General features: G+C 72.8%; 16 protein-coding genes. 13 read left to right on the top strand and 3 right to left on the bottom strand.

Features of this window, described 5'->3' with window-relative positions; translation table 11 throughout:
* Positions 1-30 precede the first annotated feature (30 nt).
* Complete coding sequence (locus IE170_RS26860) at positions 31-474, top strand: hypothetical protein (RefSeq protein ID WP_189812032.1); 444 nt, start codon at positions 31-33, stop codon at positions 472-474.
* Here the strand turns inward: IE170_RS26860 and IE170_RS26855 are convergent.
* Together IE170_RS26855 and IE170_RS26850 are read right to left on the bottom strand one after the other, a co-directional pair.
* Complete coding sequence (locus tag IE170_RS26855; protein ID WP_189812031.1) at positions 446-1,684, bottom strand: MFS transporter; 1,239 nt, start codon at positions 1,682-1,684, stop codon at positions 446-448. The genes IE170_RS26860 and IE170_RS26855 overlap by 29 nt on opposite strands.
* A 468-nt stretch (positions 1,685-2,152) precedes the next feature.
* Complete coding sequence (locus IE170_RS26850; protein WP_189812030.1) at positions 2,153-2,488, bottom strand: hypothetical protein; 336 nt, start codon at positions 2,486-2,488, stop codon at positions 2,153-2,155.
* Positions 2,489-2,781: 293 nt separating this feature from the next.
* Between IE170_RS26850 and IE170_RS26845 the strand changes: the two genes are divergently transcribed.
* The 5 genes from IE170_RS26845 to IE170_RS26825 all read left to right on the top strand — a co-directional run bounded on the left by IE170_RS26845 (position 2,782) and on the right by IE170_RS26825 (position 10,209).
* Positions 2,782-3,876, top strand: a complete 1,095-nt coding sequence (locus IE170_RS26845) for a hypothetical protein (protein WP_189812029.1) — start codon at positions 2,782-2,784, stop codon at positions 3,874-3,876.
* Between the two features lie 221 nt (positions 3,877-4,097).
* Positions 4,098-4,568 (top strand): SsgA family sporulation/cell division regulator, encoded by a 471-nt coding sequence (locus IE170_RS26840; RefSeq protein WP_189812028.1) that lies wholly within the window; start codon positions 4,098-4,100, stop codon positions 4,566-4,568.
* 302 nt (positions 4,569-4,870) lie between these two features.
* Positions 4,871-6,505, top strand: coding sequence for an ABC-F family ATP-binding cassette domain-containing protein (locus IE170_RS26835; protein ID WP_189812027.1), 1,635 nt, complete (start codon positions 4,871-4,873; stop codon positions 6,503-6,505).
* 93 nt (positions 6,506-6,598) lie between these two features.
* The gene (locus IE170_RS26830) at positions 6,599-7,162 is read left to right on the top strand and encodes a CGNR zinc finger domain-containing protein (protein ID WP_189812026.1); all 564 of its coding nucleotides are present in this window, start codon (positions 6,599-6,601) and stop codon (positions 7,160-7,162) included.
* 305 nt (positions 7,163-7,467) lie between these two features.
* Positions 7,468-10,209, top strand: a complete 2,742-nt coding sequence (locus tag IE170_RS26825; protein ID WP_189812079.1) for an AAA family ATPase — start codon at positions 7,468-7,470, stop codon at positions 10,207-10,209.
* A 38-nt stretch (positions 10,210-10,247) separates the two neighbouring features.
* Here the strand turns inward: IE170_RS26825 and IE170_RS26820 are convergent, their stop codons facing one another.
* On the bottom strand, positions 10,248-11,039 hold the full coding sequence (locus IE170_RS26820; RefSeq protein ID WP_189812025.1) for an alpha/beta hydrolase: 792 nt from the start codon (positions 11,037-11,039) through the stop codon (positions 10,248-10,250).
* Positions 11,040-11,285: 246 nt separating this feature from the next.
* On the opposite strand from IE170_RS26820, the gene IE170_RS26815 reads away from it, so the two are divergent.
* The 7 genes from IE170_RS26815 to IE170_RS26785 all read left to right on the top strand — a co-directional run bounded on the left by IE170_RS26815 (position 11,286) and on the right by IE170_RS26785 (position 16,047).
* On the top strand, positions 11,286-11,723 hold the full coding sequence (locus IE170_RS26815) for a peptidase inhibitor family I36 protein (RefSeq protein ID WP_189812024.1): 438 nt from the start codon (positions 11,286-11,288) through the stop codon (positions 11,721-11,723).
* 24 nt (positions 11,724-11,747) lie between these two features.
* On the top strand, positions 11,748-12,188 hold the full coding sequence (locus IE170_RS26810) for a peptidase inhibitor family I36 protein (RefSeq protein WP_189812023.1): 441 nt from the start codon (positions 11,748-11,750) through the stop codon (positions 12,186-12,188).
* A gap of 31 nt (positions 12,189-12,219) precedes the next feature.
* Positions 12,220-12,645 carry a peptidase inhibitor family I36 protein gene (locus IE170_RS26805; RefSeq protein ID WP_189812022.1) on the top strand — a complete coding sequence of 142 codons (426 nt, stop codon included), beginning with the start codon at positions 12,220-12,222 and terminating at the stop codon, positions 12,643-12,645.
* A 126-nt stretch (positions 12,646-12,771) separates the two neighbouring features.
* Entirely contained in the window at positions 12,772-13,101 is a 330-nt protein-coding gene (locus tag IE170_RS26800) for a hypothetical protein (RefSeq protein WP_189812021.1), read from the top strand.
* Positions 13,102-13,269: 168 nt separating this feature from the next.
* Complete coding sequence (locus IE170_RS26795) at positions 13,270-14,112, top strand: hypothetical protein (protein WP_189812020.1); 843 nt, start codon at positions 13,270-13,272, stop codon at positions 14,110-14,112.
* 61 nt (positions 14,113-14,173) lie between these two features.
* Complete coding sequence (locus IE170_RS26790; RefSeq protein ID WP_189812019.1) at positions 14,174-14,737, top strand: ArsR/SmtB family transcription factor; 564 nt, start codon at positions 14,174-14,176, stop codon at positions 14,735-14,737.
* Entirely contained in the window at positions 14,734-16,047 is a 1,314-nt protein-coding gene (locus IE170_RS26785) for an MFS transporter (protein WP_189812018.1), read from the top strand. Before IE170_RS26790 ends, IE170_RS26785 begins: the two co-directional genes overlap by 4 nt.
* Positions 16,048-16,242 lie beyond the last annotated feature (195 nt).

Below are 16,242 nucleotides of genomic sequence, written 5' to 3'. Positions count from 1 at the left end.
CGGAACCCGACGTCGCCTGAGGAGAAAGCCGTGCACACCAGCGAGCCGCCAACCGTCCTCGGCCTCATCCGCTCCGCCGGTCTCGCAGTGGACGGGGTGCACGGGAACACCCCCGGCCCGTCGGTCGAGACCGCCTGGCGCGCGATGGCGGGCTTCACCGTGGAGCCCAGTGCGACGTTCCCGCTGGCCGCGGACCGCCGCGGAGTCCACGACCTCTGGCTGGCCCACGCCCGCCGCTCGGGCGTCATCGCCGGTGACGGGACCTTCCTCGTCACCGCCGTGGCACTCCGCAGCGCGGACACCGGCTGGATCCGGGCGCGCCTCACCGACACCGCCGACGTCGCCCGCCTCGTCGACGACCAGCAGCGGATCGAGTTCATCGCCCGCTCCGCCTCGGGCGACCGGATCTGCGGCATCACCGCGGAGGAGTACGACTACTGGCTGATCACCCTGCCGCTCCCGCCTGCGCAGTGACTCCGACCGCCGCAGGCCCTGCCGACCGGTCGCGCTGGGCCCAGCGCACGGCGAGTGGCGCGGCGAGCCCCGTCAGGGCGAACATCGCGCCGACGACGTACCACCCGGGCCGCCCCCACGTGATGCACAGCGAGATCAGCAGCGCGGGCCCGACCGCTTCGGCCAGGCCTGCACCGAGACCGAAGACCCCGAGGTACTGGCCTGTGGCGTGCCGGGGCGCGAGGGCGAACGAGACCTCGAAGCCGGCGGCCGAATGCCACAGTTCACCGATCGTGTGGACGGCGACCCCTGCCAGCAGCAGCGTTGCCGCGGCCCATCCCGGTACGCCCGCCGACAGCGAGATCAGCACGCACGCCACCAGGAAGGCGAAGCCGGAGCGCCTGTAGGCGAGAGCCCCCGCCGAGGGCGTGCCGATCCCGCGGCTGGCCCGCATCTGGCAGGTGACGACCACCACGGTGTTCAGCAGCATCGTCCCCGAGATCAGCCAGTGCGGCGCCGAGGTCTGCGCGACCAGCCACAGCGGAATGGCCACGGTGAGCACCTTGAACTGGATGGCCATGACCCCGTCCAGCACCGTCAGCGCCAGGTACGGCCGGTCCCGCAGCGCGATCCACCGCGGACCGCCCACGACGGGCTCGGGCTTGACGGGCCGCAGGCGGAACAGGATCACCGCGGATCCCGCGAAGGCGAGCGCGTTGCCGACGACGAGGAGCCGGTACGCGTCCACCGTGCCGACCTGCACGGCCCACCCCGCCAGCACGGCCCCCAGCGAGATGCCGATGTTGGTCACGGCCCGCAGGTACGCCCGGAACTCCTGCGGCCGCTCCCCTCCGTGGTGCCGGATGATCGGACTCCGCGCGGCCAGCCCGGCGCCCTTCGCCCCGACGGCGGCGCACACCGCGGCGACGAACGGCCAGAAGCTGTCCGCCAGCAGGAATCCGGCCGTGGCCAGCGCCTGCACGACGAGCGTGGCGGCGTACACCCCGCGCGCCCCGCGCCGGTCGGCGAGATGCCCGACGGCGATCCCGACCACCAGCGAAAGGGCTCCGGCGATACCGAGCCCGAGCCCCACCTGCCCGGCCGGCAGCCGCACCGCCTGGGTGAAGTAGAGCACCCCGGCGGTGAGGTAGAGCCCGCTGCCGACGGTATAGACGAAGTTCGAGGCGGCGATGGTCCGCTGCGGTCCGGAGTCCGGCAGTAGGTGGGGCATGGCGTGCTCCGCATCCTGTGGGCAGACGACAAGACCCTCCAGGCTTATTGCAATAGACATGCAACAGCAAGTGGTTTGCACAAACGTGCGTGACGACGCCCGGTGCCGATCGTGGACGAATGGACCGGGCGACGACCTGCCCGTCCGCAACCTGCGTGTATCACTTGATCAAAGATCAGCTCACCCTCCCCGGCGGGCCGATCGCCCTCACCCGGGCCACAGGTGCAGGAGCCGTCCGTGTCACCGTGCTCGATCAGGAAGTGCGAAGAGGCATGGCTCTCCGGCTACTCGCGCGGCGACGCCTTCGGCAAGGAAGCGATCCAGGTACTGCTCAAGCGGCCCGCGGACGACGGACACCGCACGCCTGGTCATCGCCTTCCCGGCTACTCGAACGCGATGGCCGAACTCCTGCGGGCAAGGTGTCCCGCCACCGGGCGCAGACCGGCGCGCGATGGAGCGCCCTCGGTTTCAGGCTCCGCTCACCGGATTGATCCGAGCCCTTGCGCGGCAGGCTGTACGTGCCGCGAGCCATATGGCCTCGAACTCGTCGACGCCGAGATCGTGCGGGTCATGCCCGTCCCACTCCTGGACGGGCACTTCGGCAGTGGCACCGAAGACGCTCTCGTAGGCCTCCAGTGTTCCGTCCGCCAGAGCGGCCTCCCACTCGGCAAGTGAAGCTGCGGCCACCGGCTCCTCGTGGGGACCTCGCAGTTCAACCTGGCGGGTGACCCAGCCGTCGCTGTCGACCTCGAAGCAGAACCACATGTCTTCCTCGTCCCAATAGCAACGAAACCACTGCGTCATTCCGCCATTGTCCCGTGGACCTGCGACGAGCCGACCCCGACGGCCCGCTCGGCCGGGAACGCGCCAACGGGCCGGGGAATCTCCCCCACGCGACGGGGCCTGATCCTTCCCGTGTGCGAAACCACACCCTTTTCGGCGCTTGAGTCGCCACCCGGAATCGGCCGCGGGCCGCCACGACCGGCGCCCGTGCACCGCCAGGCCGATCAGACGTTGCTGTCAGCGCTCTGTGTCATCATGCGGACGCGCGCCCAGGGGAGTGGGCCGTTTTCTCATGCAATGCCGGGGGGCCGAGAATGGGTGCGGGTACTGAGCCGGACGGCACGTCCAGGTCCGACGAGGAGTGGGAGCGGTTCCTGCGTGAATCCGTGGCAGGTGCCGCCGGCGCGCCCAAAGAGCCGTCCGCCCGGGCCCGGGAGGTGGCGAAGCGGCTGCGCGCGGAGCCAGGCCCCCCGGAGGGCTGGCGCAGCCACAGGCCTGCGCGCCCCAAGCGGCGCACGGGCTGGTACGCGGTCGGGCTGTTCGCCTCGCTGGGGCTGCTGGCGGTGGTGGCGCTTGCGCCAGGGAGGGTGGGAGGCCTGTTCGCGGGCGCTGACTCGCCGCCCCCGGCGGCGGAGACCGCCCGCCCGACCCAGGCACCCCCGGCGGCGGCAGCCCAACGCCCCACCAGGCAGGAGCCCTTCCGCGGCTCGCCGGCAGCAAGCTGGGCCGACGGGGCGGAGGGGATCACCGTACCGAAGGCGGAGGCCGTGGGCTGGATGAGCACGGCGGAGGTCGAGCAGGCCCTGGCCCGCACGCGCGACTTCCTCATCGCGTCCAGCCTGGACCGCGGGGTGCTCCGGGGCGGGCACCCCGAGAAGGCGATATCCCTCATCAACCCGCACCAGAAAGACGTTCAGGACTTTCTGAAGACTGCTTTCCAGACCCCGAGTGAGAAGAACGACCCCCTCCTCCTCTTCAGCCGCTTCCAGCCCTCCCGCACCCAACTGGTCGGCGACACCGTGAAGACCCGGGGCCGGCTCACCTACCGGGAGGGCGAGCGCGGCGCGCTCCGGGTGTCGGCCGACGTCACCTTCGTCTACCCGGTCATCCGCGCGGGCGCAGGCGGCGACGACGACATCCTGCGTACGATCGTCCGGCGCGAGCTGGTATTGAGCTGGGACGACCCCGCCAAGGTGATCACGGAGCCGGGCACGTTCTCGATCACCTCGTACAAGTACGACGTGACCAACGGCGGCTGCGGCGCCCCCACGGGCCATCTGACCCCGCCCTTCGGCAGCGAGGGCCGGGCGGACGGGGCCGGCGCGGAGATCGACCCGTACGACCGCAGCGCGCCGGTCGGGCAGGGCGGGCCTTCAGGGGGCGCATGCGGGAAGGCGACGCGGTCCTAGCGTCGGCAGCCTGGCCCCCATGGCGACCCTCGCGGCCGAGGCGGCGGCGCACGGCCCGATCCGCTCCCGATGGCGAGGCCCCTGCTCCGTACGCGGGCACACCCCGCCCGGTGCCTGACTGCACGTCCCTTCCGCCGTCAAGTGACGGATGCCGCGGCCCCCGTGCCCGCCGGAGAGTTTGCGGTGCAGGCCTCGCTCCGTCCGACCGAAGGGAACCCGTCATGCACCCCCACCACCCGCACACCCCGGTGCGTTCGCGGCCCGCGCCGGTGCCGTCCCTGTGTCTGGACGTGGACCGGATGCTCGACGAGTTCACGCGGCTGCCGATGCGCGCCACCTTCCGCTTCGACGCGTTCCTCCCGGCGGTCGTCACGGTCGGTTTCGCGACGGAGCGCGGCCGGGAACTCGTGCGGCGGCCCATCGGCCGCGAGCTGCTGCACGGCGGTCTCACCGCGATGAGCGGCTGCGGTGAGGTCCGCATGTGGCCGACCCTGCCCCGTGAGCGGCCGTCCTCCTGGCTGCTGCTGGAAGCACCGGAGGTGGAGGCCCTGTTCGAGGTGCCGACGGCGCGGCTGGCGGCTTGGCTGGAGACCACCTACCGGGCCGTCCCCGCCGAGGCGGAGTGGGGCGGCCTGAACTGGGACGGCTTCCTCGGCGAACTCCTCGACGGCCCGGACGCGGCATCCGCTTGACGTCCCCGGGGGCCCCGGCGCCCTCCCGGCCCGCCCCCGCCGCCGCGCCCGCCCCTCCGTCGCCGCGGTGGAATATCCCGCGACGGGGGGCAAGCCCGCTGTTACCCTGTCCGCGACGTTGACCGTGTACCGAGGAGTCGCAGACGTGGCGGGTGAGGACGACATCTCCGGGTGAGATCCGGATTTGACGGCCGCAGGGCGCGCTGAGGAAGTGCCGCCGGGTGGCCCGTTCGTCGTACCCGCCTTCCGCACGCCTGCCCGGGGCGGAGCCCTCTCCGCTCCCACCCTCCCGAGGTACCTCCATGTCCGACGCCACCGTCGTCTGCTCCCACCTGTCCTTCTCCTGGCCCGACGGCACCCCCGTCTTCCGGGACCTGTCCTTCACCCTGGCCGCCGGCCGCACCGGCCTGGTCGCCCCCAACGGCTCCGGCAAGAGCACCCTGCTCAAACTGGTCGCAGGAGAACTGCGGCCCGCCACCGGGTCGGTGTCCGTCGGCGGGACGCTCGGCCATCTGCCGCAGAGCCTCCCGCTGACCGGGGACCTCACCGTCGCCGACGTGCTCGGTGTGGCCGACGTGGTCCGCGCCCTCGACGCCGTCGAATCCGGCGACGTGGCCGAGGAGCACTTCACCGCCATCGGCGACGACTGGGACATCGAGGAGCGCACCCGCGCCCAGCTCGACCGCCTGGGGCTGGCCGGCCTCGCCCTCGACCGCCGCCTCGGCACGCTCAGCGGCGGCCAGGTCATCCAGCTGGGGCTTGCCGCCCAGCTGCTCAGGCGCCCGGACGTCCTCCTCCTCGACGAGCCGACCAACAACCTCGACCGGGACGCCCGGCTCAGGCTGTACGACGTCCTCGCGGACCACCACGGCCTCCTCCTGGTCGTCTCGCACGACCGCGACCTCCTCGACCGCATGGACGGCATCGCCGAGCTCGGCGGCTCCGGCCTCCGCTTCCACGGCGGCAACTTCACCGCGTACGAGGAGGCCGTACGCGCCGAGCAGGAACTCGCCGAGAAGAACGTCCGCAACGCCGAACAGGAGCTGAAGCGGGAGAAGCGGGAGATGCAGCAGGCCCGCGAACGCGCCGAGCGCCGCGCGGGCAACGCCGCCCGCAACCTCAAGAGCGCAGGACTGCCGCGGATCTTCGCCGGGAACATGAAGCGCGGCGCGCAGGAGTCCGCCGGCCGGGCCGGACAGCTGCACGCCTCCCGGGTCGACGACGCCAAGGCCCGCCTCGACGAGGCCGGACGCGCCCTGCGCGAGGAGCAGCGCATCGTCCTCGACCTGCCCGGCACCCGGGTCCCGTCCGGCCGCGACCTCTTCCGCGGCACGGGGATGCAGGTCCGCCGCGGCGGCCGGAACGTGTTCGCCGACGGCGGCATCGACCTGTCCGTACGCGGACCCGAACGCATCGCCCTGACAGGCCCCAACGGCGCCGGCAAGACCACCCTCATTCAGCTGATCACCGGCGCGCTCGTGCCCGACGAAGGGGAGGCCAGGCGCGGCGACGGCCGTATCGCGCATCTCTCGCAGCGCCTGGACCTGCTCGATCCGGCCCGCACCGTCGCGGAGAACTTCGCCGCCTGGGCGCCCGAGCGGCCCGAGGCGGAGCGGATGAACCTGCTCGCCCGCTTCCTCTTCCGCGGCTCGCGCGCCCACCTGCCCGTCGGCGTCCTCTCCGGCGGCGAACGGCTGCGTGCCACCCTTGCCTGTGTCCTGTGCGCCGAACCGGCGCCGCAGCTACTGCTGCTCGACGAGCCGACCAACAACCTCGACCTGGTCAGCGTGGGCCGGTTGGAGAGCGCCCTGGATTCCTACCGCGGGGCGTTCGTGGTGGTCAGCCACGACGAGCGCTTCCTCGCCGAGATCGGCGTGGACCGCCGCCTGCGGCTGGCCGGCGGCAGGCTGGAGGAGGCGGCAGCCCCCGCAGGGTGAGCCCCGGGCAGGGGGTCCCGCGCCGGGGCCCCCTGCGCGCCGTCGCCGTGACGAGCCTTGCTCCCCCTCACCGTCACCTGCCAGGATGGTGATGTGAATCTGGACCACGTCTTCGTCTGCGGACACCCGGTGCTCGACTTCGTCGCGACGCTGCGCGCCCGGCGCTCGACCCGCTTCGAGATGTTCGTGACGCCGGACCGGCTGTGCGCCTGGTACCTGGAGTCCGGACTCGTGGACACGGTCACGCCCGCCGGGGAGGACGAGGTACGGGAGGCGATCGCGCTGCGCGAGGCGGTGTACCGGCTCGTCACCAACGCCCGCCTGGCCGAGGACTTCGACCGGCAGGCACTCGGAGTGCTCAACGCCGCCGCGCGCCGGGTTCCGCCGGCCCCCCAGCTCACTCCCGGGGGCCGGCACACCGATGCGACGCCCGCGCAGGCGCTGGCCCTCGTGGCCCGCCGGACCGTCGAACTGCTCAGCGGCCCCGACGTCCCCCTCCTCAAGGAGTGCGGCAACCCGGAGTGCACGCGTGTCTACGTCGACCGCTCCCGCGGGATGCGGCGGCAGTGGTGCGGCATGGACTCCTGCGGCAACAGGATCAAGGCCGCGGCCTACCGCGCCCGCAAGAAGGGCTCTCCGGCCGCCGCCGGACGCTGAACCCCCCTCTCCTGCGCCGCCGTCCGGGGGTCGGCGAAGCGCCGGCCGCCCGGCGGCCTCCCCGCAGCCCGGTCCCGAAGACGCCCGCCATCACCCGCCGAACCGGTGACACCCTCCGGCCGTCCGCGCGACGGAAAGACACCGCCCGCACCGGCCGGCGGCCCCGGCGGCCGGTGGCCGCGCACCGCTCCGCGTGACGGTACCCGGGACGGACACTACTCTCTGGATCACGCAGTCCGGCCCGGGTCGCCCGGGCAGGCCGCGGTGAACGGAGCTGAGGAACAGTGGAGTTGAGCGCGCGATCGATGGTCGGTCGTGACGGCGAGCAAAAGGTGCTGTCCGCGTTCGTGGCGGCCCCCGAGGGACAGGCCCTCGTCCTGCGCGGCGAATCCGGAGTGGGCAAGAGCGCCCTGCTCGACCTCGTCGCGGACCTGGCGGCGCAGCGGCACCGGGTGATCAGAGCAGCGGGGGTCGAGGCCGAGTCACAGCTGCCGTTCGCCGGCCTCCACCAATTCCTCTACCCGCTCCTCTCCTTCGTCGACCAGCTGGACGAGGTCCACCGGAAGGCCTTCGACGTCGTCTTCGGCAGGAGCGCAGGCACCCCGCCCTCCGTCATGACCCTCGGCATCGCCGTCCTCGACCTGCTCTCGCTCGTGGCTTCCCGCCGGCCCGTGCTGCTGGTCCTCGACGACGGCCAGTGGCTGGACACCGCCAGCACCGAGGTGTGCGGATTCGTGGGACGCCGCCTCACGGGCAGTTCCATGAAGCTCGTCGTCGCCCTGCGCTCGGAGGTCCGGTCCGGCTTCGATTCCGCCGCCCTGCCGGAGCTCGCGGTGGGCGCCCTCTCCGAGGCGGCCTCCGAGGAACTGCTGGACCTGCGCCATCCCGGTCTCGCCCCCAGCATCCGGCGCCTCGTCCTGGACGAGGCCCGGGGCAACCCGCTCGCCCTCCTGGAGCTGCCGCCCCACGTACGGGCCGGCCGCGCGGGCCGCACCCCCGAGGAGCTGTTCGGGTACACGGGAGTCCAACTGCCGCTGCGCCTCCAGCACGTGTACGGGACGCGCATCGCGTCCCTCGGCGACGCCGTACGGGCCGAGCTGCTGCGCGGCGCCCTGGACGGCGTGGGGGCCGGGACGCCGTCCGGCCCGGTACCGGGCTCCCGCTACCGCATGCGGGACGTCGACGAGGCCGCGGCCTGCGGCCTGCTGGACCACGACCCGGTCAGCGGCGACTTCGTCTTCCGGCACCCCCTGGTGCGGTCGGCGGTCGTCCGCATGGCGACCCCCAACGCCCGGCGCGCGGCCCACGCGGCCCTCGCCGAGGTCCACCGGGACGACGTGGAGCGGCATGCCACGCACCTGGCGGCGGCCACCGTCGACCCCGACAGGAAGGCCGCGGCAGCCCTGGAGGCGGCTGCGGAGTCGGCGACCAGGCGAGGCGGCGCGGTCACCGCGGTCGCCTGGCTGACCCGCGCCGCCGAACTGAGCGAGACCCCGCAGGAGCGATCCAGGCTGCTCGGCGACGCGGCGTTCGTGGCGGGTCACGCCGGACTCCTCGACCACGCCCGGAAACTCGTCCGCACCGGCACGGTTCCCGGCGTTGCCCCGTCCACCGCTTCCGTCGTCACCTCGGCCTACGTCGCCCTCTACGAGGACGGCGACGTCCGCACCACCCACGGCCAGGTCCTGGCGGCCGTCCGGGAGCTGCACAAGAGAACGGGGCGGGCAGAGCCGCACGAGCGGGAGGGGGTACCGGACCGCCTCGTGAACCTCCTGCTCGCCATCAGCCAGTACGCCGGCGACGAAACCCTGTGGCGGCGCACGCACGACCTGCTCCGCTCCCTCGGCGCCGGGGTGCCCGCGCACTCCCTCGTCTACGAGGACACCTGGAGCGACGTGGTCCGCCGCGGCAGCGGCGCGCGCGAGCGGCTGGAGCAGGCCATGGCCGGGCTGCGCGACCTCGAACCGTGGGACCTCACCCGGCTCTCCGTCTCCGCGTACCACCTGGACGTGCTCGGCCGGTTCCGGCCCCACCTGCAGCGCACCGTGGACCGCGAGGTGGAGACCGGGGCCGCTGCGACCGGCATGACCATGCTGCACCTGATCATGCTGGACCAGATCGCGTCCGGCGAATGGCAGGAGGCCCGGCGGACCGGGCAGCGCTGCCTGGACCTGACGGCGTCGCACGGGTACGCCCTCTTCACCCACCAGACGCGGGCCTACCTGGGGCTGCTCGCCGCCCTGCGCGGCGATGCCGAGGAGGCCCGCGAGCTGCAGGCCGTGGTGGACGCCTGGGCGCGTCCGCGCGGGGTGGGGTTCCTCACCCAGATCGCCGACGCCATCGGCACCGCCGCCGCGCTGGGGGAGGGCGATTACGAAGCCGCCTACCTGCACGCCATCGGCATCACGCCGCCCGGCACCTTCGCGCCCTGCGTCCACCAGGCCCCGCGCACCCTCCTCGACCTCGTCGAGGCGGCCCTGCACACCGGCCGCGCGCAGCAGGCGCGCCGGCACGCCCTCGCCGCCGAGGAGGCCGGCCTCCCGGACGTCTCCCCGCGGCTGGCCCTGCTGACGTACGGCGCCCTCGCCATGACCGCCCCGGACGCTGCGCAGGCGGACGCCCTGTACGCCCGCGCGGTCACACACCCCGAAGCCGACCGCTTCCCCTTCGAGCTCGCCCGCATCCGCCTCGCCCACGGCGTCCGGCTGCGGCACACCCAGGGCTGGAAGGCGGCCCGGCCGTCACTGACGGCGGCCGCGGAGACGTTCGAACGGCTGGGCGCGCCGGCGTGGGCCGGGCGGGCCGCGGCCGAGCTGCGGGCGTCGGGGCCGGCCGCCGCCGCGAGCGCGTCCGCGCCGGCGCTGACCTGGCAGGAGCGCCGGATCGCCGATCTCGCGGCCGGCGGTCTGACCAACAAGGAGATCGGCGCGCGGATGCACCTGTCACCCCGCACGGTCAGCTCCCACCTCTACCGGGTGTTCCCCAAGCTGGGCATCACCTCCCGGGCCGCCCTCCGCGACGCCCTGGGGAGGCTCCCCGCCCAGTAGCCCCCGGGGACCGGCCGGACGGGTGGGCGCGGCACCTCTCAGCGCACGCCGCCGGGCCGTGCGTGGATGCCGTGCTCGTCCAGCCAGGCCAGTACGTGGTCGGCGACGCGACGCCAGCCGCTGTCGATGACCAGGGAGTGGCCGCGGTCGGCGAACTGCTTCAGCTCGGTGACGGCCAGGCAGTCGCCGTACCGCTTGTAGACCTCCCGCGTCACGGAGTCGGGTACCAGCCTGTCCTCTTGCCCGGAGACCAGCAGCAGCGGGCCCCTGGCTGCGCCGGCGGTGCAGGCGGGGGCCTGGTGGGCGGACGCGGCGAGGTCGGCGAGCAGCCGCCGCGGCGCCGGCATCGCGTGGCGCACGAAGAGGGAGCCGGCTTCGGCCGTGTCGACGGTGTTCGCGAGGACCTGGCGGAACCGGCCCGCCGTCAAGGACACCAGGTGTCCCGCGGGCCGGACGGGCGGCGTCCACAGCCGGGCGGCGTCGGCAGGCAGGACGGCGCCGCCTCCCGGAGCCGGGGCGATGGCCACGGCGGCCCGGCCGACCCGGATGCCGGCGAGGCGCTGCGCCACCAGACCGCCGACCGAATGCCCGATGAGGACGGGCGAGGTGTCGAGCGACGCCGCGACCGCGGCGTAGTGGTCGGTCAGCCCGTCCAGCCCCACGCGGCCGAGCACGTCCGGCGCCCCGGGCCGGAGCCCCGGCGCGCCCTCCCCGGGCCAGCGCGGCACGACGGTGCGGAACCCGCGCCGTGCGAAGCGTTCCGCCCAGGAGTCCCACGACGAGGCGCGCAGCCAGGCGCCATGGATGAAGACGACAGGCGTGCGGTCCACCACGGGTCCCTCCGAGCATCCCCTCCGCCCGCGTCCCTGCGCCCGGGCGGCCGTCCCAGCCTGCGCTGCGCCGCTGCCCGGGGACGACAGTCGAATGACTCAATCTCCGCGGTGCGTGGCGTCTGCACTCCCGACCGAACGTCACCTCCTTGACCGGTGACGGGAGTTGCTGCCATGGTTGCGTCACCACCTCAACCGGTGACGTCCTGGGGTGTCCCCGGACGAAGAAGCCAGAAGGAGACAGCAATGAACCTGCGCAGAACGGCCCTGAGGGTCGCGTTCGCCGCCGCCGCGGTCACCGGGGCCCTCGCCGCAACCGCCACGACCGCGAGCGCGGCCGTCCTCACAGACATCGGGACCGGGTCCGGCAAGTGCCCCGCCAACTGGGTGTGCCTGTGGAGCGAGAACGACTTCATCCGGGGCAACCCGGACGGCGACTACGGGGCCGTTGGCTCGGACGGCAATGTCTCCGACATGGGGAAATTCTTCTTCGAGAGCAAGTTCGCGCGCTGGAAGGGGATGCAGGACCGCACGTCATCGGTGGTGAACAACACCGGCAGCAGCATCTGCTTCTACGAGCACAACGGCTACGGCGGCCTGGAATTCAGGATCGGCCCCCGGGAGAAGTGGGCCTCCGTCCCGTCGTGGATCAACGACAAGATCAGCTCCTTCAAGTACTGCTGAACCGGAAACGAAAGGAAGAAAAAAATGAAGCGATCCATCGGGAAGACGGCCAGGCTGGGGCTGGCGGCCGCGGCCGCCGGCGGCTTGGTCCTCACCGCGGCCACCTCCGCGAGCGCCGCCAGTGCCTTCTCCATCGGCCACGGGGCCGGGTCGTGCCCCAACGCCTACGTATGCCTGTGGACGGAAGGCAACTTCATCCAGGGCAAATTCGTCAACGACGCCAAGTTCGGCTCCTTCGCCTCGAACCAGAACGTCGGCGACATGGGAAAGCTGAAGCGGGAATCCGGCGGTGACAAGGGAATGCAGGACGTCGCTTCCTCGGTGGTGAACAACACGGGCAGCAGCATCTGCTTCTACGAGCACAACGGCTACGGCGGCCTGGAATTCAGGATCGGCCCCTGGGAGCAGTGGCCGTCGGTCCCGTCGTGGATCAACGACAAGATCAGCTCCTTCAAGTACTGCTGACCCGCCCACTCGATCCGAACAGAGGAACGACATGCGCAAGAAGATGGCGAAGCTCGGACTGAGCGCGGCTGCCGTCACCGCCTTGACCCTGACGACGGCCACTTCCGCGAGCGCCGCCACCATCCTCGGCCTCGGGACGGGCGCCGGTGCATGCCCCGCGAACTACGTCTGCCTGTGGGCCGACGGCGACTTCGTCAGCGGATCCCCCGCCGGCAAGTACGGTTCCATCGCGGCCAACCAGAACATCGGCGACATGGGGAAGCTGCACCGCAGCGGTGCCCTGTGGTCGGGCATGCAGGACGAGGCGTCGTCGGTGGTCAACAACACGGGGAGCAGCATCTGCTTCTACGAGCACAACGGCTACGGCGGCGCGCAGTTCAAAATCGGCCCCTGGGAGAAGTGGCCCTCCGTCCCCTCGTGGATCAACGACAGGATCAGCTCCTTCACGTACTGCTGACCGCCGCACGGTTGCGGAGCCGGCCCGGCGGCACACCCCGAACCCGCCGGGTCGCGCCGGTTTGCCTGAACATGCCAGAAGATGATCATCTGGTGGCGTCGGTTCACGCGAAGACGAAGGAGCACCATGCGCGCCAGCGCCGTACACCGCGTTTCCACCCTCGCCGCCGGGATCGGTCTGACCCTCTCGGCGGCCGTCTCGTTCGCCACGCCCGCCTCGGCCGCCGCCATCACGTGCAAGGAGTCGGGCGGTGAGCTCTACGTCACCGCGACGTCCGCCCCCGTGCGCACGGCCTACTACGAGACCGGGCGGGTCGTCGACACCGTCCACCGGGGCGACAGGCTCAACTTCACCATGTCGTGCAAGAACTCCAAGGGCAACCTCTGGTACCTGGTCGACAAGACCTACGGCGTGAACAAGGGCTGGATCTACTCGGGCAACGCGGCCCGTATCTGAGCCCGGCCGGTCGGGCCGCCTTCCCGCACGGGACGGCGGCCCGCCACCGCCACCCGCCACGACGCGCCACGACCCGGCACCACCTGCCACCACCCGGCCTGCGCCGTCAGGGCCCCGCGGACGGCGTTTCACGCGGCCGGGGCCTGCGGAGGCGTCTAGTCTCCGCCTGTGGGACAGCCCGACCAGCGCGCCGAAGGCGCGGGACCGTTCACCACCCGCCTCACCTGGCACCCGCCGAGCGGCGGTACCGCCGTCTGGGAATCGCGGCCCGCCCGGCGCCGGGGCCTCATCGCCCTCAGCCCGCCCGGCGCGGCCGCCGCCCGTTACGCCAGCGCCGACGACACCTCCCTCACCCGGCTGCGCCGGCTCAACGCCATCGCCGCCACCGCCTTCGTCATCGGCGGAGCGCTCTTCGCGGCCGGCGCCGCCGTCGCCCAGTTCGGATCCGGCGACGCCGTCACCTGCGCGTCGATCTACTTCGCCGGCGGCCTGTTCTTCAACACCGGCGGCTACGTGTCCCTGCTCCAGGCCGTCAACGGCCCGCGCCACGTACCCGGAGGCGAAGGAACCCTGATCACCCGCCAGTGGCGGTGGTGGAGCTACGAGCCGACGCGGGCCGACTGGCTCGGCGCCTTCGTCCTGTTCGCCGGCACCCTGGTGTTCGCCGTCAACCTGTTCGACTCCTTCCTCCAGGGCCTGACCGTCCAGCAGACGAACCGGCTGGTCTGGGCACCGGACGTGATCGGCTGCGTGCTCTTCCTGATCTCCGGCCACCTCGGGTTCGCCGAGATCTGCCACGGCCGGCCCTGCATCCGACGGCGCGACCTCGGATGGTGGATCGTCGCCGTGAACCAGCTGGGCTCCGTCCTCTTCGCGGTCTCGGCGCTCGCCGCGTACACCCGCCCCGCCACCGGCAGCCTGATCAGCTCCGACATCGCCAACTGGGGCACCCTCGCCGGCGCCCTCTGCTTCTCCCTGGGCGGCATCCTCCAGTACTACGAACGCCCCTGACCGACAGCTGCGGCGGCGAAACCCCTTGCTTAATGGTCAAGAGTCCTTGACCATTGCGGCCATGCCCAATGCCGATCTTCCCGAGGCGCTTCACGTCACCACCGACGAGCAGCTGCGCGCCGTCTCCAACCTCACCCGTCACCGGATCATGGCCGTGCTCCGCTTCGAGCCGGCGACGATCACCCAGATCGCCGAGCGCGTCGGCCTGGCGAAGGGAAGCTCCAGCTACCACGTGCGCCTGCTGGAGCGGGCCGGCCTCGTCAAGGTCGTGCGGACGCGGAAAGTCCGCGGTGTGACGGAGCGGTACTACGCGCCGGCCGCCCGCTCGATCGTGCTGCCCGACCCCGCCACAGGGCAGCCGGACGTGCTGATGCGGCACGCGGTGGCCGACCTGGAGGCATCCCCCGTGGATGGCCCGCGCCACGTACGGATGGCGCACCTGCGCCTCACCGACGACCAGTTCGCCGAGCTCGGGGCACGGCTGCAGGCCCTCGCGGACGAGTACCGACAACTGTCCGACCCCTCACTGCCGGACGTGTCCCTCGCGTTCGCACTCTTCCGGCCGGCACCCCGCAAGCAGACGACAGAGGGCGGCGACGACGACGGCGAGGGGGACCGCGCATGACCAAGGCAACCGACAGGCTCCCGACCGGCTTCGGACGGCTCTGGACCGCGCAGACCGTCTCCTCCCTCGGCGACGGCGTCATGCACGGCGCCCTGCCGCTGCTCGCCCTGACCCTCACGCGCGACCCGATGGCCCTCGCCGCCGTCACCGCCGCGGCGACCCTGCCGTGGCTGCTCTTCGGCGTCCTCGGCGGGGCGCTCGTGGACCGCTGGGACCGCCGGCGCACCATGTGGGTCACCGACCTGGCACGCGCCGCACTGCTCGCCATACCCGTGGCGGCCGCCGCACTCGACGCCCTGAGCATCGCGCTGCTCGCGGCCGTCGCCTTCCTCCTCGGCCTCGGCGGACTCCTCTTCGACACCGCCGCCACGGCCTACCTGCCGGACCTCCTCCGCCGCGACCCCGCACTCCTGGAGCGCGCCAACTCCCGCCTGCGCGGAGCCCAGACCGCCATGTCCGGCTTCGCGGGACCGCCCGCGGGCAGTGCGCTGCTCGCCCTCGGACGGGCGTTCCCGCTGCTCGCGGACGCGGTGTCGTTCCTGCTCTCCGCCCTGCTCGTACGCACGCTCCCGGCCGTGCCCCGGCCCGTGCCCGAGGCCCGCGAATCACTGCTCCGGCAGGCCCGCGCCGGAGCCTCGTACGTCTTCCGCGACCGGCTGCTGCTCGGTCTCGCACTCCGCCCCGCCGTCGGGAACGTCGCCTTCCTGGCCGTGGAGACCGTCCTCGCCCTCTTCGCGCACGACCGCCTCGGCCTCGGCACGCACGGCTTCGGCCTGCTCCTCACCGCAGAGGCCGCCGGCGGCCTCCTCGGCGCGGGCATCGCCTCCCAACTCAGCCGGAAACTCGGCACCGGCACCGCCCTGACCTGCACTGCCGCCGTCGAAGGCCTCGCCATCCTGGGCCTTGCCGCCGCCCCGAACCCGTACGCGGCCGGCCTGGCCCTCGCCGCCTGCGGAGCGGGCATGGGCGCCACGATGGTGCTCGGGCCCTCCCTCCGGCAGGCGATCGTCCCGGCCCACCTCATGGGACGGGTCGCCTCCACCTCCCGCATGCTCGCCGTGTGCGCGGCCCCCTTCGGTGCCTTCCTCGGCGGCTGGCTGGCCACCACCCACGACATCCGCACCCCCCTCTACGCCGCCGGTCTCCTCCTCCTGGCGATGACGGCCGTCACGGCATCCATGACGGGCAACCGCCGCGTCGAAGCGGCCCTGCTCGCCGCCGCCCCGCCTCGACAGGCTTCCGGGGACCCCGCGGAGGATGGCGCCGCCGCATGCGGGACCGGCCCGCTCCCTTCCCCGCCCCCGCGGTAGTGGGCGGTCACCAGAACCAGGGTGTCGATCACGCGCCGGCGTGAGCGATGGCGCGGCTCGGCCAGCGACCTGGCCCTGGTGGCAGTCGTCGTCAGCGCACTGCTGGGCCTGGTGGCGTCCACGTCCGCGAGGGCTGACTGGTCTGGTGCTTCGCCGTGTCCAACAGCCTTGACGAAGTCCCGTGCGGACCCTCCG

It is taken from the genome of Streptomyces toxytricini (assembly GCF_014649915.1).
GTDB lineage: Bacteria > Actinomycetota > Actinomycetes > Streptomycetales > Streptomycetaceae > Streptomyces > Streptomyces toxytricini.
This window is presented reverse-complemented; position numbering and strand designations above follow the sequence as displayed.